This window comes from Cellulomonas sp. Leaf395 (genome assembly GCF_001424125.1).
Taxonomy (GTDB): Bacteria; Actinomycetota; Actinomycetes; order Actinomycetales; family Cellulomonadaceae; genus Cellulomonas.
In genome coordinates, this window is sequence record NZ_LMQI01000001.1 from 797,234 (window position 1) to 820,773 (window position 23,540).

General features: G+C 71.0%; 23 protein-coding genes. 16 read left to right on the top strand and 7 right to left on the bottom strand.

All coding sequences use genetic code 11. From position 1 onward, the window contains the following. Positions 1–63: 63 nt before the first annotated feature. From ASG23_RS03685 to ASG23_RS03705, 5 genes are all read left to right on the top strand, one after another. A complete protein-coding gene (locus ASG23_RS03685; RefSeq protein WP_056020144.1) occupies positions 64–453 on the top strand; it encodes a twin-arginine translocase TatA/TatE family subunit in 390 nt (129 codons plus the stop codon). 71 nt (positions 454–524) lie between these two features. Continuing rightward, a complete protein-coding gene (trpS, locus tag ASG23_RS03690; protein ID WP_056020147.1) occupies positions 525–1,565 on the top strand; it encodes a tryptophan--tRNA ligase in 1,041 nt (346 codons plus the stop codon). Further along, positions 1,562–2,134, top strand: a complete 573-nt coding sequence (locus tag ASG23_RS03695; RefSeq protein ID WP_056020149.1) for a 2'-5' RNA ligase family protein — start codon at positions 1,562–1,564, stop codon at positions 2,132–2,134. The genes trpS and ASG23_RS03695 overlap by 4 nt, the downstream gene beginning before the upstream one ends. Positions 2,135–2,143: 9 nt before the next feature. After that, the gene (locus ASG23_RS03700) at positions 2,144–3,166 is read left to right on the top strand and encodes a YihY/virulence factor BrkB family protein (RefSeq protein ID WP_056020152.1); all 1,023 of its coding nucleotides are present in this window, start codon (positions 2,144–2,146) and stop codon (positions 3,164–3,166) included. 120 nt (positions 3,167–3,286) lie between these two features. Beyond that, positions 3,287–4,282 carry a YihY/virulence factor BrkB family protein gene (locus tag ASG23_RS03705; protein ID WP_056020154.1) on the top strand — a complete coding sequence of 332 codons (996 nt, stop codon included), beginning with the start codon at positions 3,287–3,289 and terminating at the stop codon, positions 4,280–4,282. Between the two features lie 6 nt (positions 4,283–4,288). Here ASG23_RS03705 and ASG23_RS03710 read toward each other — a convergent pair whose 3' ends face one another. From ASG23_RS03710 to sdhC, 5 genes are all read right to left on the bottom strand, one after another. Then, positions 4,289–5,080 carry a phosphotransferase gene (locus tag ASG23_RS03710; RefSeq protein ID WP_235520834.1) on the bottom strand — a complete coding sequence of 264 codons (792 nt, stop codon included), beginning with the start codon at positions 5,078–5,080 and terminating at the stop codon, positions 4,289–4,291. A gap of 113 nt (positions 5,081–5,193) precedes the next feature. Then, positions 5,194–5,955 (bottom strand): succinate dehydrogenase iron-sulfur subunit, encoded by a 762-nt coding sequence (locus tag ASG23_RS03715; RefSeq protein WP_056020157.1) that lies wholly within the window; start codon positions 5,953–5,955, stop codon positions 5,194–5,196. Then, positions 5,955–7,805: a succinate dehydrogenase flavoprotein subunit gene (sdhA, locus tag ASG23_RS03720; RefSeq protein ID WP_056020160.1), complete on the bottom strand. Its 1,851-nt coding sequence runs from the start codon at positions 7,803–7,805 to the stop codon at positions 5,955–5,957. Before sdhA ends, ASG23_RS03715 begins: the two co-directional genes overlap by 1 nt. Before the next feature lie 50 nt (positions 7,806–7,855). Continuing rightward, a complete protein-coding gene (sdhD, locus tag ASG23_RS03725) occupies positions 7,856–8,314 on the bottom strand; it encodes a succinate dehydrogenase, hydrophobic membrane anchor protein (protein ID WP_056020162.1) in 459 nt (152 codons plus the stop codon). Next, complete coding sequence (gene sdhC, locus ASG23_RS03730; protein WP_442856805.1) at positions 8,314–8,685, bottom strand: succinate dehydrogenase, cytochrome b556 subunit; 372 nt, start codon at positions 8,683–8,685, stop codon at positions 8,314–8,316. The genes sdhD and sdhC overlap by 1 nt, the downstream gene beginning before the upstream one ends. Positions 8,686–8,875: 190 nt before the next feature. On the opposite strand from sdhC, the gene ASG23_RS03735 reads away from it, so the two are divergent. The 11 genes from ASG23_RS03735 (at position 8,876) to ASG23_RS03785 (ending at position 21,048) form a co-directional block, all read left to right on the top strand. Further along, entirely contained in the window at positions 8,876–9,976 is a 1,101-nt protein-coding gene (locus tag ASG23_RS03735) for a mannose-1-phosphate guanylyltransferase (RefSeq protein WP_056020168.1), read from the top strand. A gap of 117 nt (positions 9,977–10,093) precedes the next feature. Continuing rightward, the gene (locus ASG23_RS03740; RefSeq protein WP_056020788.1) at positions 10,094–11,266 is read left to right on the top strand and encodes an amidohydrolase; all 1,173 of its coding nucleotides are present in this window, start codon (positions 10,094–10,096) and stop codon (positions 11,264–11,266) included. Between the two features lie 209 nt (positions 11,267–11,475). Beyond that, the gene (locus ASG23_RS03745; RefSeq protein ID WP_056020171.1) at positions 11,476–12,570 is read left to right on the top strand and encodes a BMP family lipoprotein; all 1,095 of its coding nucleotides are present in this window, start codon (positions 11,476–11,478) and stop codon (positions 12,568–12,570) included. 125 nt (positions 12,571–12,695) lie between these two features. Further along, positions 12,696–14,330 carry an ABC transporter ATP-binding protein gene (locus tag ASG23_RS03750; protein WP_082515739.1) on the top strand — a complete coding sequence of 545 codons (1,635 nt, stop codon included), beginning with the start codon at positions 12,696–12,698 and terminating at the stop codon, positions 14,328–14,330. Then, positions 14,327–15,616 carry an ABC transporter permease gene (locus ASG23_RS03755; protein ID WP_056020174.1) on the top strand — a complete coding sequence of 430 codons (1,290 nt, stop codon included), beginning with the start codon at positions 14,327–14,329 and terminating at the stop codon, positions 15,614–15,616. The genes ASG23_RS03750 and ASG23_RS03755 overlap by 4 nt, the downstream gene beginning before the upstream one ends. Next, positions 15,613–16,908, top strand: coding sequence for an ABC transporter permease (locus tag ASG23_RS03760; protein WP_056020177.1), 1,296 nt, complete (start codon positions 15,613–15,615; stop codon positions 16,906–16,908). Before ASG23_RS03755 ends, ASG23_RS03760 begins: the two co-directional genes overlap by 4 nt. An 8-nt stretch (positions 16,909–16,916) precedes the next feature. Further along, positions 16,917–17,312: a cytidine deaminase gene (locus ASG23_RS03765; protein WP_082515743.1), complete on the top strand. Its 396-nt coding sequence runs from the start codon at positions 16,917–16,919 to the stop codon at positions 17,310–17,312. Continuing rightward, a complete protein-coding gene (locus ASG23_RS03770) occupies positions 17,309–18,601 on the top strand; it encodes a thymidine phosphorylase (RefSeq protein WP_056020180.1) in 1,293 nt (430 codons plus the stop codon). The genes ASG23_RS03765 and ASG23_RS03770 overlap by 4 nt, the downstream gene beginning before the upstream one ends. A gap of 39 nt (positions 18,602–18,640) precedes the next feature. Further along, on the top strand, positions 18,641–18,865 hold the full coding sequence (locus tag ASG23_RS03775; RefSeq protein WP_056020183.1) for a hypothetical protein: 225 nt from the start codon (positions 18,641–18,643) through the stop codon (positions 18,863–18,865). A gap of 37 nt (positions 18,866–18,902) precedes the next feature. Beyond that, positions 18,903–20,072: an adenosine deaminase gene (locus tag ASG23_RS03780; protein ID WP_082515744.1), complete on the top strand. Its 1,170-nt coding sequence runs from the start codon at positions 18,903–18,905 to the stop codon at positions 20,070–20,072. Between the two features lie 292 nt (positions 20,073–20,364). Continuing rightward, positions 20,365–21,048, top strand: a complete 684-nt coding sequence (locus ASG23_RS03785; protein WP_162242656.1) for a hypothetical protein — start codon at positions 20,365–20,367, stop codon at positions 21,046–21,048. A gap of 126 nt (positions 21,049–21,174) precedes the next feature. Here ASG23_RS03785 and ASG23_RS03790 read toward each other — a convergent pair whose 3' ends face one another. Together ASG23_RS03790 and ASG23_RS03795 are read right to left on the bottom strand one after the other, a co-directional pair. Further along, positions 21,175–22,035 (bottom strand): aldehyde dehydrogenase family protein, encoded by an 861-nt coding sequence (locus ASG23_RS03790; protein ID WP_056020189.1) that lies wholly within the window; start codon positions 22,033–22,035, stop codon positions 21,175–21,177. Further along, positions 22,032–23,531: an aldehyde dehydrogenase family protein gene (locus tag ASG23_RS03795; protein ID WP_056020193.1), complete on the bottom strand. Its 1,500-nt coding sequence runs from the start codon at positions 23,529–23,531 to the stop codon at positions 22,032–22,034. Before ASG23_RS03795 ends, ASG23_RS03790 begins: the two co-directional genes overlap by 4 nt. Positions 23,532–23,540 lie beyond the last annotated feature (9 nt).

Consider the following 23,540-nt stretch of genomic DNA (forward strand, 5'->3'; position numbering starts at 1 on the left):
ACAGCCAGAGCCTGGTTGACCAGGCGGCCCGCGAGGCCCAGGGTCGGGGGGTACTCTGACCCGGTGTTCGGGATCAACGGCGGTGAGCTGCTGGTGCTGCTCGTCGTCGCCGCGCTGGTCATCGGCCCCGAGCGGCTCCCCGGCTACGCCGAACAGCTCGGTCAGTGGGTGCGCCGCGGCCGCCGGTTCATCAGGGACGCGAAGGCGCGTGTCGACGAGGAGCTGGGCGAGGAGGTCGGCGACGTCGACTGGGCCGCGCTGGACCCCCGCAAGTACGACCCACGACGGATCGTCCGGGACGCGCTGCTGGAGGACGACGTGCCGCCCCGGCCCGTGAGCACGCCCGCTGCCCGCACGGGCGCTGCTGCCGCGCGCGCGGCGACGGGCGGTGCCACCGCTGCAGCGCCGGCCACCACCCCGGCTCCGACCCCCTACGACGACGAAGCCACCTGACCGGTCCTGCCCCGTCCCCCTCCCTCGGGAGCGCCGCCACGCCGGTACTCCCGCCCTGACAGAATGGTCCGATGGTCTTGGCGCCGCACCAGTCGCGCATCTTCTCGGGGATGCAGCCCACGTCCGACTCCCTCCAGCTGGGCAACTACCTGGGCGCCCTGACCCAGTGGGTGGCGCTCCAGGAGGAGCACGACGCCATCTACTGCGTCGTGGACCTGCACGCGCTGACGGTGAGCCCTGACCCGTCGGTGCTCCGGGACCGCACCCGCCGCACGGCGGCGCAGTACCTGGCGGCGGGCGTGGACCCGGACCGCTCGATCCTGTTCGTGCAGTCGCAGGTGCCCGAGCACGCCGAGCTGGCCTGGTTGCTCTCGTGCCACACCGGGTTCGGTGAGGCCAACCGGATGACGCAGTTCAAGGACAAGTCCGGCAAGCACGGCACCGAGGGCACGACGGTCGGGCTGTTCACCTACCCGGTGCTGATGGCGGCGGACATCCTGCTGTACGACACGACGCTCGTACCCGTGGGGGAGGACCAGCGCCAGCACCTGGAGCTGACCCGCGACCTCGCGCAGCGGATCAACTCGCGATTCGGTCCGGACACCGTGGTCGTGCCCGAGCCGCACATCGTCAAGGCGACCGCCAAGATCTACGACCTGCAGGACCCGACGGCCAAGATGAGCAAGTCGGCGGAGAGCCCGAACGGTCTCATCGAGCTGCTGGACGACCCGAAGGTCGTCGCCAAGCGGATCCGGTCGGCCGTGACGGACGCGGAGCGGGAGATCCGGTTCGACCCCGAGGCCAAGCCCGGGGTCTCCAACCTGCTGACCATCTACTCGGCGCTGACCGGCCGGGACATCCCCGCGCTGGAGGCCGACTACGCGGGCAAGGGCTACGGCGACCTGAAGGTCGACCTGGCGAACGTCGTGGTCGACTTCCTCACCCCGTTCCAGGCCCGCGTCCACGGGTACCTCTCCGATCCGGCGACGCTCGACGACGTCCTGTCCGACGGCGCCGACCGGGCCCAGGAGCTGGCTCACGGCACGCTCGAGCGCCTCTACGAGCGCAGTGGTCTGCTCCCTCGACGGTCGCGTGCCCGGGTGGGCGCGTGAGGCTGCCCCCACGATCCGGCAACCAGCTCCGGATCGGTGTGGCCATCACCGTGCCCGAGCCCTACGGCACGCTGCTCCAGGCCGCTCGAGCCCGGTTCGGGGACCCGTGGGCGGAGTACATCCCGCCGCACATCACCCTTCTGGGACCGACGGTGATCGAGCACGACGACATCCTCGCGGTCGACGAGCACCTGGAGGCGGTCGCGCAGCGGCACGCACCCTTCGTCGTGTCACTGCGCGGGACCGCGACGTTCCGGCCCGTCTCGCCCGTCGTGTTCGTCCAAGTGGCCGACGGCGTCGCCGGGTGCGAAGGCCTGGAGGGCAGCGTCCGGTCGGGCGTGCTCGCCCAGGAGCTCCGGTTCCGCTACCACCCGCACGTCACCGTCGCGCACGAGGTCCCGGACGACCAGCTCGACGCGGCGTTCGCCGGTATGGCCGACTTCGACGCCTCGTTCGTCGTCGACAGCTTCCACAGCTACGCGCACGGCGACGACTGCGTGTGGCGGCCCGCGCGCGACTTCAGCCTCACCGGACCGCTCGCGGATGCCGGGGTGCGCACCTCGACCTAGGGTCGGGGAATGGCGGACTACGGCACCCCCGCGCACGCGCGTCCGCCGGCCGGCGCAGGGGCAGCCCACACGCATGCCGCCACGACAGTCCCTGACCCGACGGAGCCGGCGCTCCGGCGGTCGCTGGTGGACCGGGCGAAGGCACTGTTCGCGTGGTGGCAGCACACCCGACCCGCCCGGGCGATCGCGCGATTCGGTGCCCGCGGCGGCGGAGTGCTCACCGGCGGCATCGCCTACGCGGCGCTGTTCTCCGTGTTCGCCGCGCTGACCATCGGCTACACGATCTTCATGGCGGTGCTGGGCAGCAACGACGAGCTGCGCCAGACGGTGCTGGACGCGATCGACGCCTCACTTCCCGGCCTGATCGACACGGGCGAGGGCAGCAACGGGATGATCGATCCCGACTCGCTGGTGCTGAGCGGCAGCCTCACCGTGACGGGGATCGTCGCGGTCGTCGTGCTCCTGCTGAGCGCGATCGCGGCGATGGCAGCGCTGCGGCTCGCGGTCCGGTCCATGTTCGCCTCCGACGGCGCTGCGGGCGCGGGGGGCAACATGGTGCTCGGCAAGGCCCGGGAGCTGGGCGGGTTCGTCGGCATGGCGTTCGCCGTGCTGCTGTCGGCCGTGCTCACCACCGGTGTCGCCAGCGCCGCGGCGTGGATCCTCGACTCGCTCGGCTGGGGCGGCGCCACCACGGTCGTCCTGCGGGTGGTCGGCATCCTCGTCGCGTTCGTCGTCGACGCCGCGATCTTCCTCCTGGTCGTGACCGTGCTGGCCGGGGAGCACGCGCCGTGGCGGGACCTGCGCTGGGGCGCGGTCATCGCGGCCGTCGGCATCGGGGTCGTCCGCATCCTCGGCACCGAGGTGGTGGCCGGCAGCGTGAACAAGAACCCGCTGTTCACGTCGGTCGCCGTGATCGTCACCCTGCTCGTCTGGGTCAACCTCATCGCACGCATCGTCCTGCTCGCGGCGGCATGGACGGCGGACCCGCCGTTCGTGGAGCCGGCGACCGAGGATCCCGCCCCCGCCACCTGACGTGCAGCAGCGTCCGCACCGTCGGTCGCCAGGACGCTCGATCGTGCGGACGTCACGACACGGGTGGCGTCTACATCGCAGCGCCTGTACCGCGGGTGCGGCCCGCCTTAGGGTCAGCGCATGTCAGCCCACGAGACAGGTCCCGCGGCCGCGACCGGGAGGGCGCGGGTGGGCGTCGGCGCAGTCCTTGCGTCTCACGCACGGCCCGCGGACAGGCCGTCCCTGGTGGCCCGGGGCAAGGCCGCGTTCATCTGGTGGAAGCACACGCGACCGGGTCGTGCGGGCGCGCGCTTCCGCGCCCGCAACGGTGGGGTCCTCTCGGGCGGGATCGCCTACGCGGCGCTGTTCTCGGTGTTCGCCGCGCTGACCATCAGCTACACGGCGTTCATCGCCATCCTCGGTGACAACGAGGAGCTGCGAGAGAGGGTGCTGGTCGCGCTCGACACGTCGTACCCCTACCTGCTGGACACCGGCGACGGGCAGGGGCTGCTCGACCCCGCGTCACTCGAGCTGTCCAGCAGCCTCACGCTGGCCGGCGTCGTCGCCGTCGTGGTGCTGCTGCTCAGTGCGGTCGCGGCGATGACGGCCCTGCGCCGGGCCGTGCGCGCGATGTTCGCGACCGAGCTCGGCGGCAACGTGATGATCGGCAAGGCACGCGACCTCGGCGGGTTCGTCGGGATGGTGTTCGCGGTGCTGCTGTCGGCCGTCCTGACGACGGTCGTGGCGACCGTGGCGTCGTGGATCCTCGACGTCCTCGGGTGGGACGGGCTGACGCCGGTCGTGCTGCGGGCGCTCGGCATCCTCGTCGCATTCGTCATCGACGTCGCGTTCTTCCTGCTGGTCGTCAAGGTGCTGGCCGGCGAGAACCCGCCGCGGTCCGACCTGTTCCGGGGCGCGGTGATCGCGGCGGCCGGCCTCGCGGTCGTGCGGATGCTCGGCACGACGGTCGTCGCGGCGAGCGTGAGCAAGAACCCGCTGTTCACCTCCGTCGCTGTGCTCGTCACCCTGCTGGTGTGGGTCAACCTGATCGCCCGGATCGTCCTGCTCGCGGCCGCCTGGACCGCGGACCCGCCGTATGTCGAGCCCCTGGGCGCGCCTCAGGCGTCCACCGGCTGACCAACGTCAGAGCGCGGAGTCGAGGGCGGCGTGCAGCTCGGGCAGGCGCGATGCCAGCACGACCAGGCGTGCACGGGTGCTCGCGGGCTCGCCGACCTCACCCAGCCGCAGCATCCCCGGGTCGCCCGCCAGCTGCGCCGCCGCGATGCGGTCCGCGGCGTCGGTCATCCGGACGACCGTGTGGTCGAGGACCGCGTGCGGGTCGAGGCCGCCGTAGCCGTCCGCGATGGTGCGCAGGACGTGCGCCACCTCGGCCGCGTCCGCGTCGGGGAACAGCACGGCGGTGTTCCACGCGAAGATCGCCACGTCGTCCAGCGGGATCCCGGGGCCGGCGACGTCCCAGTCGAAGACGCCCGCCAGCTCGTCACCGTCGAACGCCATGTTGTACATCGCGCTGTCGTGGTGGCAGACGATCTCGCCGGGTGCGAGCGCCCGCTCGGCGAACCGCCACCGGCGGCTGTCCCGGGGGAAGCCGGCAACCACCGCGTGGTACTCGCGCAGCCACTGCATCGCCGACTGGACCTGGGCGTCGCTCAGCGTCTCCCGGCCGATGTCCAGCACCCGCCCGGGCAGGAACGTGAGGATCTCGCGCCCGCGGTCGTCGAGGCCCAGGACGCGGGGGATGCGGGGGAGGCCCGTGGTGGCCAGGAAGTCGAGAAGCTCGTGCACCGCGGGCGTCCACGGACCGGTCGGGCGTCGGACGGTGTCACCGACGCGGACGGCCCCGCCGACGTTCCCGCCGGGAAGCGGGATCTCGTCGGCGGGGCCGTCGGGCGTCACGATGGGGTCAGAGTGCACGCGTGATCATCGCGTGCTCGGCCGCTTCCCGCGACCGCATTTCGCGCGGTCAGAAGGCGCGCGTGATCATCGCGCGCTTCGCTGTGCTTCTCGCGGCTGCCGGTCGCGGCGGGTCAGAAGGCGCGTGTGATCATCGCGCGCTTGACTTCTTGGATCGCCTTCGTCACCTCGATGCCACGCGGGCACGCCTCGGTGCAGTTGAAGGTCGTGCGGCAGCGCCACACGCCCTCCTTGTCGTTGAGGATCTCGAGGCGCTGGGCGCCACCCTCGTCGCGGCTGTCGAAGATGAACCGGTGCGCGTTGACGATCGCAGCCGGGCCGAAGTACTGCCCGTCGGTCCAGAACACCGGGCAGGACGAGGTGCACGCAGCGCAGAGGATGCACTTGGTGGTGTCGTCGAACCGCTCGCGCTGCTCGGCACTCTGCAGGCGCTCCTTGGTGGGCTCGTTCCCGGTGGTGATGAGGAACGGCATGATCTCGCGGTAGGAGGCGAAGAACGGCTCCATGTCGACGACCAGGTCCTTGATCACCGGGAGGCCCTTGATGGGCTCGACGATGATCGGCTTGCTGGGGTCCAGGTCCTTGAGCAGCGTCTTGCAGGCCAGCCGGTTGCGACCGTTGATGCGCATCGCGTCCGACCCGCAGACACCGTGCGCGCAGGAGCGACGGAACGTGAGCGAGCCGTCCTCCTCCCACTTGACCTTGTGCAGGGCGTCGAGCACGCGGTCGGTGCCGTGGGCGCGGACCGTGAACTCGTCCCAGTACGGCTCCGGGGCGCCGGCACCGTCGTCCGGCAGGTAGCGCCGGATCTTCAGGGTCACGTCGAAGGACGGGATGGCCCCGACCTCGGGTGCCGCGTCGAGAGTCGCAGTCATCAGTACTTACGCTCCATCGGCTGGTAGCGGGTCATCGTGACGGGCTTGGAGCCCAGCACGAGCTGGTAGTTCTCGAACAACGTCGTGTGGGCGAAGGAGCCCTTGTGGTCGCCGTCGCCCTCCGAGCCCCACAGGCGGTGCCCCTTGACGGGGAGCGGACGCCGGTAGGCCATGGTGTGGCGCATGTAGTTCTTGTCGTCGCGGTCCGGGAAGTCCTCGCGGAAGTGGCCGCCGCGCGACTCGTCGCGGTTGAGGGCGCCGACGACGACGGTCTCCGCGATGTCGAGCAGGAAGCCCAGCTCGACGGCCTCCAGGAGGTCGGTGTTGAACATCTTGCTCTTGTCCTGCACCGACACCCGGCGGAACCGCTTGTGCAGGGCCTTGATGTCGTCGAGCGCCTGGGTCAGCGACTCGGACGTGCGGAAGACCTGGGCGTTCGTGTCCATGGTCTCCTGCAGCGCCTTGCGGATGTCCGCCACGCGGTCGCCGTCGGGACGCGTGCGGATCTCCTCCAGGCCGGCGACGACGGTGGCGGCGGGGTTCTCGGGGAGCTCGACGAACGACGCGGTCAGCGCGTACTTCGCGGCCGAGATGCCGGCGCGCTTGCCGAACACGTTGATGTCGAGCAGCGAGTTGGTGCCCAGGCGGTTGGAGCCGTGCACGCTCACGCACGCCACCTCGCCGGCCGCGTACAGGCCACGGATGACGTCGGTCTGGTTGCGCAGCACCTCGGCCTCGATGTTGGTGGGGATGCCCCCCATCGCGTAGTGGGCCGTCGGGTACACGGGCACAGGCTCGGTGTACGGCTCGATGCCGAGGTACGTGCGCGCGAACTCGGTGATGTCCGGGAGCTTGGCGTCGATGTGCGCGGGCTCCAGGTGCGTCAGGTCGAGCAGGACGTAGTCCTTGTTGGGGCCCGCGCCGCGACCCTCGCGCACCTCGTTGGCCATCGACCGGGCGACGATGTCACGCGGCGCCAGGTCCTTGATGGTCGGGGCGTAGCGCTCCATGAAGCGCTCACCCTCGGAGTTGCGCAGGATGGCGCCCTCACCGCGCGCGGCCTCCGACAGCAGGATGCCGAGCCCGGCCAGACCGGTCGGGTGGAACTGGAAGAACTCCATGTCCTCCAGCGGGATGCCGCGGCGGTACGCCAGCGCCATGCCGTCGCCCGTGAGCGTGTGCGCGTTGGAGGTCGTCTTGTAGATCTTCCCGGCGCCGCCGGTGGCCAGGACGACCGACTTGGCCTGGAAGACGTGTATCTCGCCCGTGGCCAGCTCGTAGGCGACGACGCCCGAGACGTTGACCTCCTCGCCGTCCGGCACGTGGCCGGCCGCGAGGTCGTGGTCCACGAGCAGATCGAGCACGTAGAACTCGTTGAAGAACTCGACCTCGTTCTTCACGCACTGCTGGTACAGCGTCTGCAGGATCATGTGGCCCGTGCGGTCCGCGGCGTAGCAGGAGCGGCGCACAGCCGCCTCGCCGTGGTTGCGGGTGTGCCCGCCGAACCGTCGCTGGTCGATCCTGCCTTCGGGGGTACGGTTGAACGGCAGGCCCATCTTCTCCAGGTCGAGCACGGCGTCGATGGCCTCCTTGGCCATGACCTCGGCGGCGTCCTGGTCCACCAGGTAGTCACCGCCCTTGACGGTGTCGAACGTGTGCCACTCCCAGTTGTCCTCCTCGACGTTGGCCAGCGCGGCGCACATGCCGCCCTGCGCCGCGCCCGTGTGGGACCGCGTCGGGTAGAGCTTGGAGATGACGGCCGTGCGCACGCGTGTCGAGGACTCCAGGGCCGCGCGCATGCCGGCGCCGCCTGCGCCGACGATCACGACGTCGTACTGGTGGGTCTGCATCGGAGTCGATGCCTTCCTGAGTTCGAGGAGGCGAGCGCTGTGCTCGTGGGCTAGGCCGTGCAGAACGAGGGCAGCAGGTCCGCCGGTGAGCCCGACGGGCACGGGTCGAACGTGAAGATGACGAGCGTGCCGAGCACGACCACGATGACGAACGCGAGGTACAGCGAGGCCTTGAGGGCCAGCCGCACGCCGTCGCGCTCCGCGTAGTCGTTGATGATCGTCCGTACGCCGTTGGTGCCGTGGATCATCGCGAGCCAGAGCATCAGCAGGTCCCAGACCTGCCAGAACGGGGACGCCCACTTGCCGGCGACGAAGCCGAAGTCGATCGCGGAGACGCCCTCACCGGCGACCAGGTTGACGAACAGGTGCCCGAAGATCAGGACGACGAGGATCACGCCGGACGCGCGCATGAACACCCAGCCGTAGAGCTCGGTGTTGCCGCGCGTGGTCAGGCGCGACGGGCGAGGTCGGGGCGACCGCGGGGCCTTCGGGTCGGCGATCGTGGTCATCACTCGCCTCCGAACACGTGCATGAGGTGCCGGGGCAGGAACCCGGCCATGGTGACGACGGACAGGCCGATCACGACCCAGAGCATGACGCGCTGGTACTTGGGCCCCTTGGCCCAGAAGTCCACGAGGATGATCCGGATCCCGTTGAACGCGTGGAACACGATGGCGGCGACGAGGCCGGCCTCACCGAGCCCCATGATCGGGTTCTTGTACGTGGCGATGACGTCGTTGTACGCCTCGGGCGAGATGCGCACGAGCGACGTGTCGAGCACGTGCACGAGGAGGAAGAAGAAGATGGCGACGCCGGTCACGCGGTGGGCGACCCACGACCACATGCCTTCCCGCCCGCGGTAGAGCGTTCCGGCCGGCACCTTGCGGGCGGCCGGCGCTGGAGGCGCTGCAGGCACTGGGGCCCTCCCTGGCGAGTCAGAGGTTCGGACGACGGCGTCCTTGTCCCGGCAACTCTAGTGAACCGATCAGGACCCAACCCGTCGGCAGAGGCCTCCTGTGAGGTATTGCACAGCGCGGAGCGGGATCTCGGGGCTCGCTACCCTTGCGCCCATGTCGCTCACGATTCCCGGTTTTCACGCTGTCGTCCCGGCCGGCGGTGCGGGCACGCGTCTCTGGCCGTTGTCGCGCGCGGGCCACCCCAAGTTCCTGCTCGACCTCACGGGATCGGGCCGCACGCTCCTGCAGGCGACGGTCGACCGGCTGCTCCCGCTCACGGGCGCCGGTGGCGTGCTCGTCGTGACGGGCACGCGTCACTCCGCTGCGGTCGCGGAGCAGCTCCCGGAGCTCGGGGAGGCCGACGTGCTCGCGGAGCCGTCGGCCCGCGACTCGATGGCGGCGATCGGCCTGGCGGCCGCGGTCCTGCTCGAGCGGCACGGCGAGGACGTGGTCCTCGGGTCGTTCGCCGCCGATCACGTGATCGACGGCACCGAAGCGTTCCAGCGGACGGTGCGCGAGGGCGTCGTGGCGGCGCGGGCCGGGCACGTCGTCACCATCGGGATCGCCGCGACCGGCCCGTCGACGGCGTTCGGGTACGTCCGCTCCGGCGCGAACCTCGGTCTGGACGACGCCCCGACCGTGACCCGCGCGGCCGACTTCACGGAGAAGCCCGACGCCGCGACCGCGACCGCGTACCTGGCGACCGGCGAGTACCGCTGGAACGCCGGCATGTTCATCGTGCGGGCGCGCGTGCTGCTCGACCACCTGGCCACCCAGCTGCCGACGCTCGCGGTCGGTCTGCAGGAGATCGCCGCCGCGTGGGACGGTCCCGACCGCGTGGAGGTCCTCGACCGGGTCTGGCCGGGGCTGACCAAGATCGCGATCGACCACGCGATCGCGGAGCCGGTGGCAGCCGCCGGTGGGGTGGCCGTCGTGCCGGGCGACTTCACATGGGACGACATCGGCGACTTCGACTCGCTCGCGCAGCTCCTGACGACCGACACCCTCGGCGACGAGGGCCTCGTGCTGCGGATCGGCGCCGACGGCGCGTTCGTCGTGCCGGGCACCGGCAGGACCCTGTCCGTCATCGGGCTGCCTGACGCGGTGGTCGTCGACACCCCCGACGCGGTGCTGGTGACCACGCGAGCGCACGCGCAGTCCGTCAAGGCTGCCGTCGACGCGTGGCGGGCGCGCGACCGCGAGGACCTGCTCTGACACGGACACCGGCGGCCCCGCGCGAGCGTCGCGACTAGGGTCGGGGCCGTGTCCTCCGTTCACGGCGAACCCGTCGTCGCCCCGCTGACCACCCTCCGGCCCGAGCCGACGGAGCCGATGTCGGCCCGGCTCGCCGCCGTGGTCGCGGAGCTGCGAGACGAGCTCGTCGCCGTCCGCCGCGACATCCACGCGCACCCCGAGCTGGGCCGCGCCGAGGTGCGGACGACCGCGCTGGTGGCCGAGCGGCTGCGCGCCGCCGGGCTCGCCCCGCACCTGCTGCCCGGCAGCGGCCTGGTCTGCGACATCGGCCCGGGCCCGGCGGCCAGCGGTCGCAAGCGGATCGCGCTGCGGGCGGACCTCGACGCGCTGCCCGTGCAGGACACCAGCGGCGTGCCGTGGGCGTCGACCGTCCGTGGGGTCACGCACGCCTGCGGTCACGACGTGCACATCGCGGCGGTCCTCGGCGCCGGGCTGGCGCTCGCCCAGGTCGCCGACGAGCTCCGCACCGGGGTGCGGCTGGTGTTCCAGCCCGCCGAGGAGGTGCAGCCCGGGGGAGCGCTCGACGTGGTCGCCGCGGGCGGGCTGGACGGCGTCGCGGAGATCTACGCCTTCCACTGCGACCCCAAGGTGGACGTCGGGCACGTCGGGACCCGTATCGGGCCCATCACGTCCGCCAGCGACGAGGTGACCGTGACCATCTCCGGGCCGGGCGGTCACACGTCGCGCCCGCACCTGACCGGCGACGTGGTCTTCGCGCTCGGCCAGGTCATCACGCAGGTGCCGGCGATCCTCGGCCGACGGCTGGACCCGCGCTCGGGCGTCAACCTCACCTGGGGCGCCGTCCAGTCGGGGGCCGCGCACAACGCGATCCCCTCGACGGGCACGGTCAAGGGCACGCTGCGGTGCCTCGACGTGCGGGCGTGGGAGAAGGCGTCGGAGGTGTTCCACGCCGCGGTCGAGCAGGTCGTCGCGCCGTTCGACGTCACGGTCGACGTCCGGCACCACCGTGGCGTGCCGCCGGTCGAGAACGCCGAGCACGCGACGGGGATCCTGGAGGCCGCCGCGCGCGACGTCCTGGGTGCCGGGTCCGTGCTGCTGACCGAGCAGTCGCTGGGCGGCGAGGACTTCGCCTGGTACCTGACCAAGGTGCCCGGCGCGATGGCCCGCCTGGGCACGCGGACGCCCGGCGGCCACACGTACGACATCCACCAGGGTGACCTGCGCGTCGACGAGCGCGCGATCGAGGTGGGCGCGCTGCTGCTCGCGCGGACGGCTGTTCTCGCGGGCTGAGACGGAAAGTCCGTCACCTGGGCGAACACATACCAAGTCGATAACGGAACCTGGGCGGATACCCGTCGGTAACCTGCGCGACACGTCCTCATCGTTATGGTCCGAGAATCAATGCCGGGCAGCCACCAGGCCGTGTGGTGGCACACCGTCGTGCCACCCGCACGGTCGGCCCAGCCGGACCGGCTGCTGACGAGATTCAGGAGACACGCGTGAAGAAGATCATTCGAGTGGCCGCGCTCGGCGGGGCCGTCGCCCTCGCCCTTGCAGCGTGTGGCAGCGCACCGGAGGAGACCGAGGAGACGACGGGCGGCGAGACCGCGGCCAGCGTGGACTACAAGGCCTGCATGGTCTCGGACGCCGGTGGCTTCGACGACAAGTCGTTCAACCAGTCCGGTTTCGAGGGCCTCACGCGTGCCGTCGAGGAGCTCGGGATCGAGGAGGCGCACGTCGAGTCCGCCGCCGACACCGACTACACGCCGAACATCGACAGCCTCGTCGCCGAGGACTGCGACCTCATCATCGGCGTCGGCTTCCTGCTCGAGGACCCGATCCAGGCGGCCGCCGAGGCCAACCCGGACGTCAACTTCGCGCTCGTCGACAGCTCGTTCTCCGACGCGGACTTCGCGCCCGTCACCCTGGACAACGGCAAGCCGATCCTCTTCGACACGGCGCAGGCCGCCTACCTCGCCGGCTACACCGCCGCGGCGACGTCGACGACCGGCAAGGTCGCCACCTTCGGGGGCATCCAGATCCCGTCCGTCACCATCTTCATGGACGGCTTCGCCGACGGCATCGCCAAGTTCAACGAGGACAACGGCGGCTCGGTCCAGCTCCTCGGCTGGGACAAGACCACGCAGCAGGGCGTCTTCGCCGGCAACTTCGACAGCCAGGACGACGGCAAGAACATCGGCCAGTCCTTCATCGACCAGGGTGCGGACATCATCATGCCCGTCGCCGGTCCGGTCGGTCTGGGCACGGCGTCCGTCGCGGAGGCGGCCGGAAACGTCGCGATCATCGGCGTCGACAGCGACTGGTACGAGACCACCGAGTACGGCGCTCTCATCCTCACCTCGGTCATGAAGGAGATCGGCCCGGCCGTCTTCGACACGATCAGCGAGGCCGTGGACGACAACTTCAGCTCCGACGCGTACGTCGGCACCCTGGAGAACGAGGGCCTCGGCCTGGCGCCGTTCCACGACTTCGAGTCGAAGGTTCCCGCCGACGTCGTCACCAAGCTCGACGAGCTCAAGGCGTCGATCATCTCCGGCGACATCACGGTGGAGTCCGACGCCTCCCCGAAGTGATCTGACGCAGGACCGTAGGACGACGGCCCGGGCCCAGTGCCCGGGCCGTCGGCCTGTCCGGCACCGACCTCGCGAGGGGGATGGATAGTGTCTGAGAACAGTAGTGACGTCGAGGGAGACGACCGGTGAAGCTGGAGCTGCAGGGCATCACCAAGACCTTCGGGTCGTTGGTCGCCAACGACCACATCGACCTGGTGGTCGAGCCCGGCGAGATCCACGCGCTGCTCGGGGAGAACGGCGCCGGCAAGAGCACGCTGATGAACGTGCTCTACGGGCTGTACGACCCCGACGGTGGCCAGATCCTCGTCGACGACGTGCCCGTGACGTTCGCCGGGCCCGGCGATGCGATGGCCGCCGGCATCGGCATGGTCCACCAGCACTTCATGCTCGTCCCGGTGTTCACCGTCGCGGAGAACGTGGTCCTCGGCCACGAGCCCGTCCGGGGCGGCGGACTGATCGACCTTCCCGAAGCACGTCGCCGGGTCAAGGAGATCTCCGACCGGTTCGGGTTCCACGTCGACCCCGACGCGTACATCGAGGACCTGCCCGTCGGTGTCCAGCAGCGGGTCGAGATCATCAAGGCCCTGTCCCGGCAGGCCAAGGTCCTCATCCTCGACGAGCCCACCGCGGTGCTCACGCCGCAGGAGACCGACGAGCTGATCGTGATCATGCGCCAGCTCAAGGAGTCCGGGACGTCGATCGTCTTCATCACCCACAAGCTGCGCGAGGTCCGTGCCGTCGCCGACCGGATCACGGTCATCCGGCGCGGCAAGGTGGTCGGCATCGCCGAGCCGACGTCCACGGAGACCGAGCTCGCCTCGCTCATGGTCGGACGCTCCGTGTCGCTGGGGGTCGCGCGCGCCGCGGCGGTGCCCGGCGAGGCGACCGTGCAGGTCCGCCACCTGACCGTCATCGACGAGGCGGGGGTGCGCCAGCTCGACGACATCTCGTTCGACGTCGCCCGCGGCGAGATCGTCTCGATCGCCGGAGTCCAGGGCAACGGCCAGACCGAGCTCACCGAGGTCATGCTCGGGCTGCAGACGCCCGTCGCCGGGTCGGTGCAGCTCGACGGGATCGAGCTGGTGGGCAAGTCGGTCAAGGACGTGCTCGCCGCCGGTCTCGGGTTCGTCCCGGAGGACCGATCGACCGACGGTGTCATCGCGGACTTCTCCATCGCGGAGAATCTCATCCTCGACCTGCACCGCCACGAGCCCTTCTCGCGCGGTGTCGCGCTGAAGCCCGCCGCGGTGCGCGAGAACGCCGAGAAGCGGATCGCCGAGTTCGACGTCCGCACCGGGTCCATCGACGCGAACGCGAGCACCCTGTCCGGTGGCAACCAGCAGAAGGTCGTGCTGGCGCGCGAGCTGTCGCGGCCGCTGCGGCTGCTCATCGCCTCGCAGCCCACGCGTGGCCTCGACGTCGGCTCGATCGAGTTCGTGCACACGCGGATCGTGCAGGAGCGCGACAACGGCACCCCCGTGATCATCGTGTCGACCGAGCTGGACGAGGTGCTCGCGCTCGCGGACCGCATCCTCGTCATGTATCGCGGACGGATCGTGGGGGACGTGCCCGGCGGGACCGACCGCGACGTGCTGGGCCTGATGATGGCCGGCGTGCCGCTGGAGGACGCCGTGCGCCAGGCCGCCGAGCACCACACCACGCTCGGTGAGGCCGACCTCGAGGCCGTCGACGAACCAACCGCAGCCGAGCCGCCGACCACGGCGCCCGCAGCCGAGGCGTTCCCCCAGGAGGAGATGTGAGCAGCCAGACGCCGGTCCCGCTGCCCGACGCCGCGGTGCCGCCCCCGGGGCAGACCGGCGTCGCGGCGCCGACCGACGAGCCCGACGGCGGCCGACGCATCCTGCACGAGATGCTGACCAGCAGCTGGCTCGTCTCGGTCCTCGCGGTCGTGCTGGCGTTGATCCTCGGTGGCCTGCTCATCGCGGCCGCCGACGCCGAGGTGCAGGCCGCCGCGGTGTACTTCTTCTCCCGTCCCAGCGACATGATCTCCGCGGCATGGACGGCGGTCTCGGAGGCCTACAAGGCGCTGTTCGCGGGAGCGATCTACGACCCGCGCGCCGACACGTTCGCCAAGGCGATCCGCCCGCTGACCGAGACGCTCACCGTGGCGACGCCACTGATCCTCGCCGGCCTCGGCCTGGGGATCGGTTTCCGGGCCGGCCTGTTCAACATCGGTGCGCAGGGCCAGATCATCCTCGGTGGCATCTTCGCCGGGTACATCGGGTTCACGTTCGACCTCCCGTTCCCTCTCCACATGCTGCTCTGCGTCATCGGCGCCGCTCTCGGTGGTGCGCTGTGGGCCGGGATCGCCGGTGTGCTCAAGGCACGCACCGGTGCGCACGAGGTCATCGTCACGATCATGCTCAACAACATCGCGATCTATCTCGTCGCCTACCTGCTGAGCCTCGATGCGTTCCAGCGCCCGGGCAGCAACAACCCTGTGAGCCCGCCGATCCCGGACAGTGCGGCCTACCCTCTGCTGCTCGGCGAGGGATATCGGCTGCACGCCGGATTCCTGCTGGCCCTGCTCGGGGCATGGTTCACGTGGTGGCTCATGGAACGTTCGACCATCGGCTTCCGGTGGCGCGCGGTCGGCTCCAACCCGCACGCCGCACGCACCGCGGGGATCTCGGTGAACTCCGCCTACGTGTGGGTCATGCTCACCGCTGGTGCGTTCGCGGGGCTCGCAGGCTCGGCGCAGGTGCTCGGCACCGAACGGGTCCTCACGGCGGGCGTAGCCGCCAGCTACGGGTTCGACGCCATCACCGTCGCCCTGCTCGGCCGGTCCAAGCCGCTCGGCACGGTGTTCGCGGGCATCCTGTTCGGTGCCCTGCGCGCGGGCGGCGTCGTCATGCAGGCGCGGACCGGGACCCCCATCGACATCGTGCTCGTCGTGCAGTCCCTGATCGTCCTGTTCATCGCAGCCCCGCCGCTGGTCCGGTCGGTGTTCCGACTGCCGTCACCGGACACGCCACGAGCCCCCAAGCCGGTCGTCCCCGTCGCAGCGAAGGAGGTCAGCGCATGAGCGCCCCCACGATCGACGCGTCAGCGCCGGCTCGTCCCGCCTCCGGGCTGGTCCTGCCCCCGATCCGGTGGCACGCGCCGATCGCCTACGCGGTGGTCGCCCTCGTCGGCCTCGTCGTGTTCGGGCTGCTCGGGCCGAGCGGTGAGACCAGCACGTTCGCCATCTCGACGCCGAAGGACTTCATCCAGTTCACACCGTTCACGGTGCCCTCGAAGCTGACGGCGATCATCCTGTGCGTCGCGGCGCTCGGTCTCGCCGGGGTGTCGTTCTATGAGACCCGCCGCCGCGAGAAGGCCGGCCCCTGGCTGCCGATCACCTACGGGATCCTCATGGTGTTCGCGTTCCTGGTGTGGGCCGTCGCAGGCAAGGACAGCGCGTTGCCGCTGACCGGGCTGCTGCAGGGCTCGCTGTTCCTCGCGATCCCGCTGGTGTTCGGCGCTCTCGCGGGTCTGCTGTGCGAGCGGTCCGGCATCATCAACATCGCCATCGAGGGCCAGCTGCTGGGCGGTGCGTTCCTCGCGGCCGTCGTCGCCACCCTGACCGGCAGCGCGTACGCGGGCCTCATCGCCGCGCCCGTCGCGGGCGCGCTCGTGGGCCTGCTCCTGGTGCTGTTCTCGATCAAGTACGTGGTCAACCAGATCATCGTCGGCGTCGTGCTCAACGTGCTGGTCATCGGCGTGACGAGCTACCTCTTCTCGACGGTGCTCAAGGAGAACCCGGACACCTGGAACAACCCGCCGGGCCTGCCCGTCATCAGCATCCCGGTGCTCTCGCAGATACCGATCCTCGGCCCGGTCCTGTTCCGCCAGACCGCGCTCGTCTACATCATGTACGTCGTCGTGATCCTGCTGCAGATCATGGTCTTCCGGTCCCGCTGGGGACTGCGCCTGCGGTCCGTCGGCGAGCACCCCAAGGCGGCGGACACCGTCGGCATCAAGGTCAACCGCACCCGCCTGCGCGCCACCGTGCTCGGAGGCGCCGTGGCCGGGCTCGGCGGGGCGTTCTTCACCGTCGCGGCGGGCCTGGCGTTCGGCAAGGAGATGACCGGCGGCAAGGGGTACATCGCGCTCGCCGCGATGATCCTGGGCCGGTGGAGCCCCAAGGGTGCCCTGGCGGCCGCGCTGCTGTTCGGGTTCGCCAACAACCTGCAGCTCCAGCTGAGCATCATCCAGACGCCCATCCCCAGCCAGATCATGCTGATGACGCCCTACATCGTGACGATCTTCGCCGTCGCAGGGCTCGTCGGACGGGTGCGCCCGCCGGCCGCCGAAGGCATCCCCTACACGAAGTGAGTTCCGCTGTGGAGATTGACTGGGACGCCCTGCGTTCCGCGGCCACCGAGGTCATGCGCAAGGCGTACGCGCCGTACTCGCACTTCCCGGTCGGCGCCGCCGCGCTGGTCGACGACGGGCGCGTGGTCGTCGGCTGCAACGTGGAGAACGCCTCCTACGGCGTGACGCTGTGCGCCGAGTGCGCGCTGGTGTCGGGCCTGCACGTCTCGGGCGGCGGGCGGCTGGTCGCGTTCACGTGCGTGGACAAGCACGGCAACGTGCTCATGCCCTGCGGCCGGTGCCGGCAGCTGCTCTGGGAGCACGGGGGAGCCCGGCTGCTGGTGGAGACCACGCACGGCGTCAAGCCCATGACCGAGGTGCTCCCCGACGCCTTCGGGCCTGCTGACCTGGAGGAACGGGCATGACTGAGTCGTTCGACGCCGTCGACGTCATCGTCGCCAAGCGCGACGGGCACCGCCTGTCCGACGCGCAGATCGACTGGGTCATCGACGCGTACACGCGCGGGGCCGTGGCCGAGGAACAGATGTCAGCGCTCAACATGGCGATCCTGCTCAACGGCATGGACCGCGCGGAGATCGCCCGGTGGACCGCGGCGATGATCGCGAGCGGCGAGCGGATGGACTTCTCCGGGCTGTCGCGACCGACCGCGGACAAGCACTCGACCGGCGGCGTGGGCGACAAGATCACGCTGCCGCTGGCGCCGCTCGTCGCGGTGTTCGGGGTGGCCGTCCCGCAGCTGTCCGGCCGCGGCCTCGGCCACACGGGCGGGACGCTGGACAAGCTGGAGTCGATCCCCGGCTGGCGGGCCGCGCTGAGCAACGACGAGATGATGGCGCAGCTCGACGACGTCGGCGCGGTCATCTGCCAGGCCGGGTCCGGCCTCGCGCCCGCCGACCGCAAGCTCTACGCGCTGCGCGACGTGACCGGCACGGTCGAGGCCATCCCGCTGATCGCGAGCTCGATCATGAGCAAGAAGATCGCGGAGGGCACCGGTGCGCTGGTCCTCGACGTCAAGGTGGGTTCCGGTGCGTTCATGAAGGACGTCGACCGCGCCCGCGAGCTGGCCCGGACGATGGTCGCGCTCGGCACCGACGCCGGGGTGCGAACCGTGGCGCTGCTCACCGACATGTCGACGCCCCTCGGCCTCACCGCGGGCAACGCGCTCGAGGTCCGGGAGTCGGTCGAGGTCTTGGCCGGCGGGGGACCGGCGGACGTCGTCGAGCTCACGGTCGCGCTGGCCCGGGAGATGCTCACCGCGGCCGGCCGACCGGACGACGACGTCGCAGCGGCCCTGCAGGACGGGCGGGCCATGGATGCGTGGAAGCGGATGATCACCGCCCAGGGCGGCGACCCGGACGCGACGCTGCCGGTGGCCCGGGAGACGTCGCAGCTGCTCGCGGACACGGACGGCGTGCTCAGCGAGCTGGACGCCTACGCGGTCGGCGTCGCCGCATGGCGGCTGGGTGCGGGACGCGCGCGCAAGGAGGACCCCGTGCAGGCCGGTGCGGGCGTCGAGCTGCACGCCAAGCCGGGTGACACCGTGCGGGCGGGCCAGCCGCTGATGACGCTGCACACCGACACCCCGGACCGGTTCGGGCGAGCGCTCGACGCGCTGGCGGGCGCGGTCGTGGTCGCACCCGAGGGCACCGTCGTGCCCGTCAGGCCACTCGTGATCGACCGCATCGACGCCTGAACCCTCGCGGCGTCGCGCCACCGGGGGCACGATGGACGCATGAGCACCGTGCCGGGGAGCGACGCCTGGAAGGATGCCGGCCTCGCGCCGGTGGACCCCGACGGCCCGCGCAGTCTCGTCGACGACTCCGACGACGGTCCCGCCGACCCCGAGGAGTACGAGCCGGGGTTCGCGCGGGCGGACCGCGACGACCGTGCCGACGAGGCGGACGTGGTCGAGCAGGACATCGAGGTCCCGTCCGACGATGAGGACGCTGTCACCTGAGCCTCGTCCGAGCGATCCGTCCCGGTACGGTGAGCCCATGACCTCCCCCTCCGAGCCCTCGGTGGCTGACGCCCCCAGTGACCCGTCCGAGGCCACCACCGACCCCACTGATGCCACGGCAGCGCTCGTCGCCCTGATCCCCAGCCTCCCGAAGGTCGTGCTGCACGACCACCTCGACGGCGGGCTGCGCCCCGCGACGATCATCGAGCTCGCCGCCGAGATCGGCCACGAGCTGCCCGCGACCGATGCCGACGAGCTGGGCCGTTGGTTCGTCGAGGCCGCCAGCTCCGGGACGCTGGAGCGCTACCTCGAGACGTTCGACCACACCGTCGCTGTGATGCAGACCGAGGACGCGCTGCGCCGGGTCGCCCGCGAGTCCGCCGTCGACCTCGCCGCCGACGGCGTCGTTTACGCGGAGCAGCGGTACGCGCCCGAGCAGCACCTCCAGAAGGGGCTGACGCTGCAGCAGGTGGTCGACGCCGTGCAGGCCGGGTTCGCCGAGGGCGTCGCCGAGGCAGCGGCGGCGGGGCACTCGATCCGGATCGGAACCCTCATCACCGCGATGCGGCACGCCGACCGCGGCGACGAGATCGCCGCGCTCGCCCTGGAGAACCGGGACAACGGCGTGGTCGGCTTCGACATCGCCGGTGCGGAGGACGGGTTCCCGCCGTCGCGTCACGCCACCGCGTTCACCACCCTCGCCGAGGCCGACTTCCCGGCCACCGTGCACGCCGGCGAGGCGGCCGGCCTCGAGTCGATCGCGGAGGCCGTGCACGTGGCGCACGCCTGCCGGATCGGGCACGGCGTGCGGCTCATCGAGGACGTCACCACCGACGAGCTCGGCGACCGGCTGGGCTCGCTCGCCCACTGGATCCGCGACCGGCGCATCCCGCTCGAGCTGTGCCCGTCGTCCAACGTGCAGACGGGTGCCGCCGAGTCGGTGGCCACCCACCCCGTCACGCGCCTGCGGGACCTCGGCTTCGCCGTCACGGTCAACACCGACAACCGGCTGCAGTCCGGCACGTCGATGACGCGCGAGCTGACGCTGCTGGTCGAGGAGGCCGGCTGGGAGCTGGTCGACCTGCGGGACGTGGCGGTCACCGCGGCCGCGCACTCGTTCCTGCACCACGACGAGCGGTCGGCCCTGATCGACCAGGTGATCCGCCCGGCCTACGCGTCCGCGCGGGGTGGGCGCCACCGCGCGTAGCACGGACGGCGACGGTCCCCACCCCGACCTGGGCAGGGGCCGTCGTGGTTCGTCTGGATGTACTGACCACGACCCGTTTGTTGACGTGAGGTGAGTCCTTCGGGTCGTGCGACCTGTGGGTGAACTTTTCCACGCGCCCTTGCGCGGACGCGTCGTGAGGACTAGTTCGTACGAGAGGGGTAGCCGCCGCGAGGCGCCGCCTCAGCCGCCCCCGCGAGGAGTGGCTGCTGCCATGGCAACAGAGCGAGCACAACAGCGAACGGTGGCTCGTCGGATCGCGCGGTGGTCGGTGGTGGTGCTCTTGGTCGCCGGACTGGGGCTCATCGCGGCGCCGCCGGCTTCCGCGACCGGGTGGCGGACCCTGGCCTTGAGGGTCCCTGCAGCAGTCGTCGCAGGCGTCCCGTTCGACGTCACGGTGACGGCCCTCAACGCTGCCGGCCGGCCCGCGACGGCGTATCGCGGCACCGTCCGCTTCGCCACCGACGACGTGCTTGTGCGCACGCTGCCGGACGCGTACACCTTCACGCGGGCCGACCGCGGGACACATACCTTCACCGGCTTGACCCTCGTCGGAACAGGACCGCACCGACTCATCGCACGCGACGTCAGCCACCGGCTGAACGACGTCGACCGGGTCCTGGTCGAGAACGCGGGTGCCGCGATCGAGGGCCAGGTTCTCTCCGGCTTCGACCCCGTGGAGGGCGGAATCGTCACCGTGTACGACGCTGTCACCGGCCTCGCGTTGACAACCGGGCCGGCGAACATCGATGGCTACTACTACCGCATCGCGGGGCTGCCGGCCGGCGACGTCAAGGTGGGGGCAGTCGTGCCGGGCCCGTACGAGCCGGACTTCGCCAACGACCGGGACACCCTGGCCCAGGCGGACGTCTTCACCCTGAGCCCAGGCGGGACGCTGGTGCAGAGCTGGGAACCGGAGACCTTCGGTCCGTATCTGGACGTGCAGCACATCGAGTAGAGCAGGGTTAGTCCTCGCTCTCGTCGTCGGAGCGGCTGCGGCCGAGTCTCGGTCGGCGCCGACCTGGTCGTCGAGACCGGGCACACGGAACCCGCGAAGATCGCGGGATGCTGCGCGTCAGTCCGTCTAGATCAGGCCCTTCGTGTGCCAGACGGTCTTGGTCTCCACGAACGCCGTGATGCGGTCCAGCGACGGGGCGGCGGCATCTGGGCCGTTCTCCGGCGGTAGCACGCGCTTGAGCGTGTCCGCCGCCGCGATCTGCAGGTCGACCCACTCGAGGGCGCCGGCACCCACCAGGTCGAGCGCGTTGACGTCCTGGTGACTGGCCAGCCAGGGTGCGATCTCCGCCGGTGAGCCCGTGAGCACGTTGACCACGCCCTTGGGCACGTCGCTCGTCGCGAGCACCTCGGAGAGGCTGATCGCCGACAGCGGGTGCTTCTCGCTGGCCACCACGACGACCGTGTTGCCGGCGACGAGCGCGGGAGCGACCGCGGAGACCAGCCCGAGGAGCGAGGAGTCCTGCGGCGCGATGATCGCGACGACGCCCGTCGGCTCCGGGACCGAGATGTTGAAGTACGGCCCGGAGACGGGGTTGGCGTTGCCGGCGACCTGGGCGTACTTGTCGGTCCAGCCCGCGTACCAGACCCAGCGGTCGATGGCGGTGTCCACCTGCGCGTTCGCGACCGCGGTGGTCACGCCCTCGGCGTCGACGATCTCGGCGACGAACTGCGCCCGGCGCCCTTCGAGCAGCTCGGCGATCCGGTAGAGCACCTGCCCCCGGTTGTACGCGGTGGCACCCGACCAGCCGCCGACCGCGCCGCGTGCGGCGACGACCGCGTCGCGGGCGTCCTTGCGGGACGCCTTGGCGGCGTTGGCGAGGAACGCGCCCTTGGCGCTGACGACCTCGTAGGTGCGACCCGACTCGCTGCGCGGGAACGCCCCGCCGATGTACAGCTTGTAGGTCTTGGGGACGGCGAGGCGGGTCACTTGGCGGCTCCCTTGGTGACGGTCTTGCGCGCGGGTGCGACGGCCGGCACAGCGGCCGGTGCGGCGGTCTTCAGGTACGCGGCGATGCCGTGGCGGCCACCCTCGCGGCCGTAGCCGGACTCCTTGTAGCCGCCGAACGGGCTCGACGGGTCGAACCGGTTGAAGGTGTTGGCCCAGACGACGCCGGCCCGGAGCTTGTCGGCGACGGCCAGGATGCGGCTGCCCTTGTCGGTCCAGATCCCCGCGGACAGGCCGTAGGGCGTGTTGTTGGCCTTGGCGACGGCCTCCGCGGGCGTGCGGAACGTGAGCACGCTCAGGACCGGCCCGAAGATCTCCTCGCGGGCGATCCGGTGGCTGGTGGACACGTTGGTGAAGATCGTCGGCGCGAACCAGAAGCCGTTCTCGGGGATGGTGCATGCGGCGGTCCACCGCTGCGCGCCCTCCGCCTCACCGACGTCGCTCAACGTCCGGATGCGCTCGAGCTGCTCGGCGCTGTTGATGGCGCCGATGTCGGTGTTCTTGTCCAGGGGGTCGCCCAGGCGCAGCGTCGACAGGCGCGTCTTGAGCCGGTCGATGACCTCGTCGTGGATCGACTCCTGGACCAGCAGGCGGCTGCCCGCGCAGCAGACGTGGCCCTGGTTGAAGAAGATGCCGTTGACGATGCCCTCGATGGCCTGGTCGATGGGGGCGTCGTCGAACACGATGTTCGCCGCCTTGCCGCCCAGCTCGAGCGTGAGCTTCTTGTTCGTCCCGGCGACCGACCTGGCGATCTCGCGGCCGACCGACGTCGAGCCGGTGAACGCCACCTTGTCGACGTCGCCGTGGCCGACGAGCGCGGCACCCGTCTCGCCCGCGCCGGTGATGATGTTGACGACGCCCGGGGGCAGGTCGGCCTGCTGCACGATCTCCGCGAACAGCAGCGCGGTCAGCGACGTGGTCTCCGCCGGCTTGAGCACCACGGTGTTGCCGGCGGCGAGGGCGGGGGCGATCTTCCACGCCAGCATGAGCAGCGGGAAGTTCCACGGGATCACCTGCGCGGCGACGCCCAGGGGAGCGGGCGCGGCGCCGAGGCCGACGTGGTCCAGCTTGTCCGCCCAGCCCGCGTAGTAGAAGAACCAGGCCGCCACCAGCGGGACGTCGACGTCGCGGCTCTCCTTGATGGGCTTGCCGTTGTCGAGGCTCTCGGCCACGGCGAGCTCGCGGCTGCGCTCCTGGACCAGGCGCGCGATGCGGAACAGGTACTTGCCGCGGTCGGCGCCCGACATGCGCGACCAGGTGCGGTCGTAGGCCCGACGGGCGGCGGCCACGGCCGCGTCGACGTCGGCCGCGTCGGCGTGCGCGATGGTGGCGATGTGCTTCTCGGTGGCGGGCGAGACGGAGGCGAACGGCGTGCCGTGGCCCTCCCGGAACTCGCCGTCGATGAACAGGCCGTAGTCGCTGCGCAGGTTCAGGATCGCCTGCGACTCGGGCGCGGGGGCGTACTCGAGGAATGACATCTGGGGCCC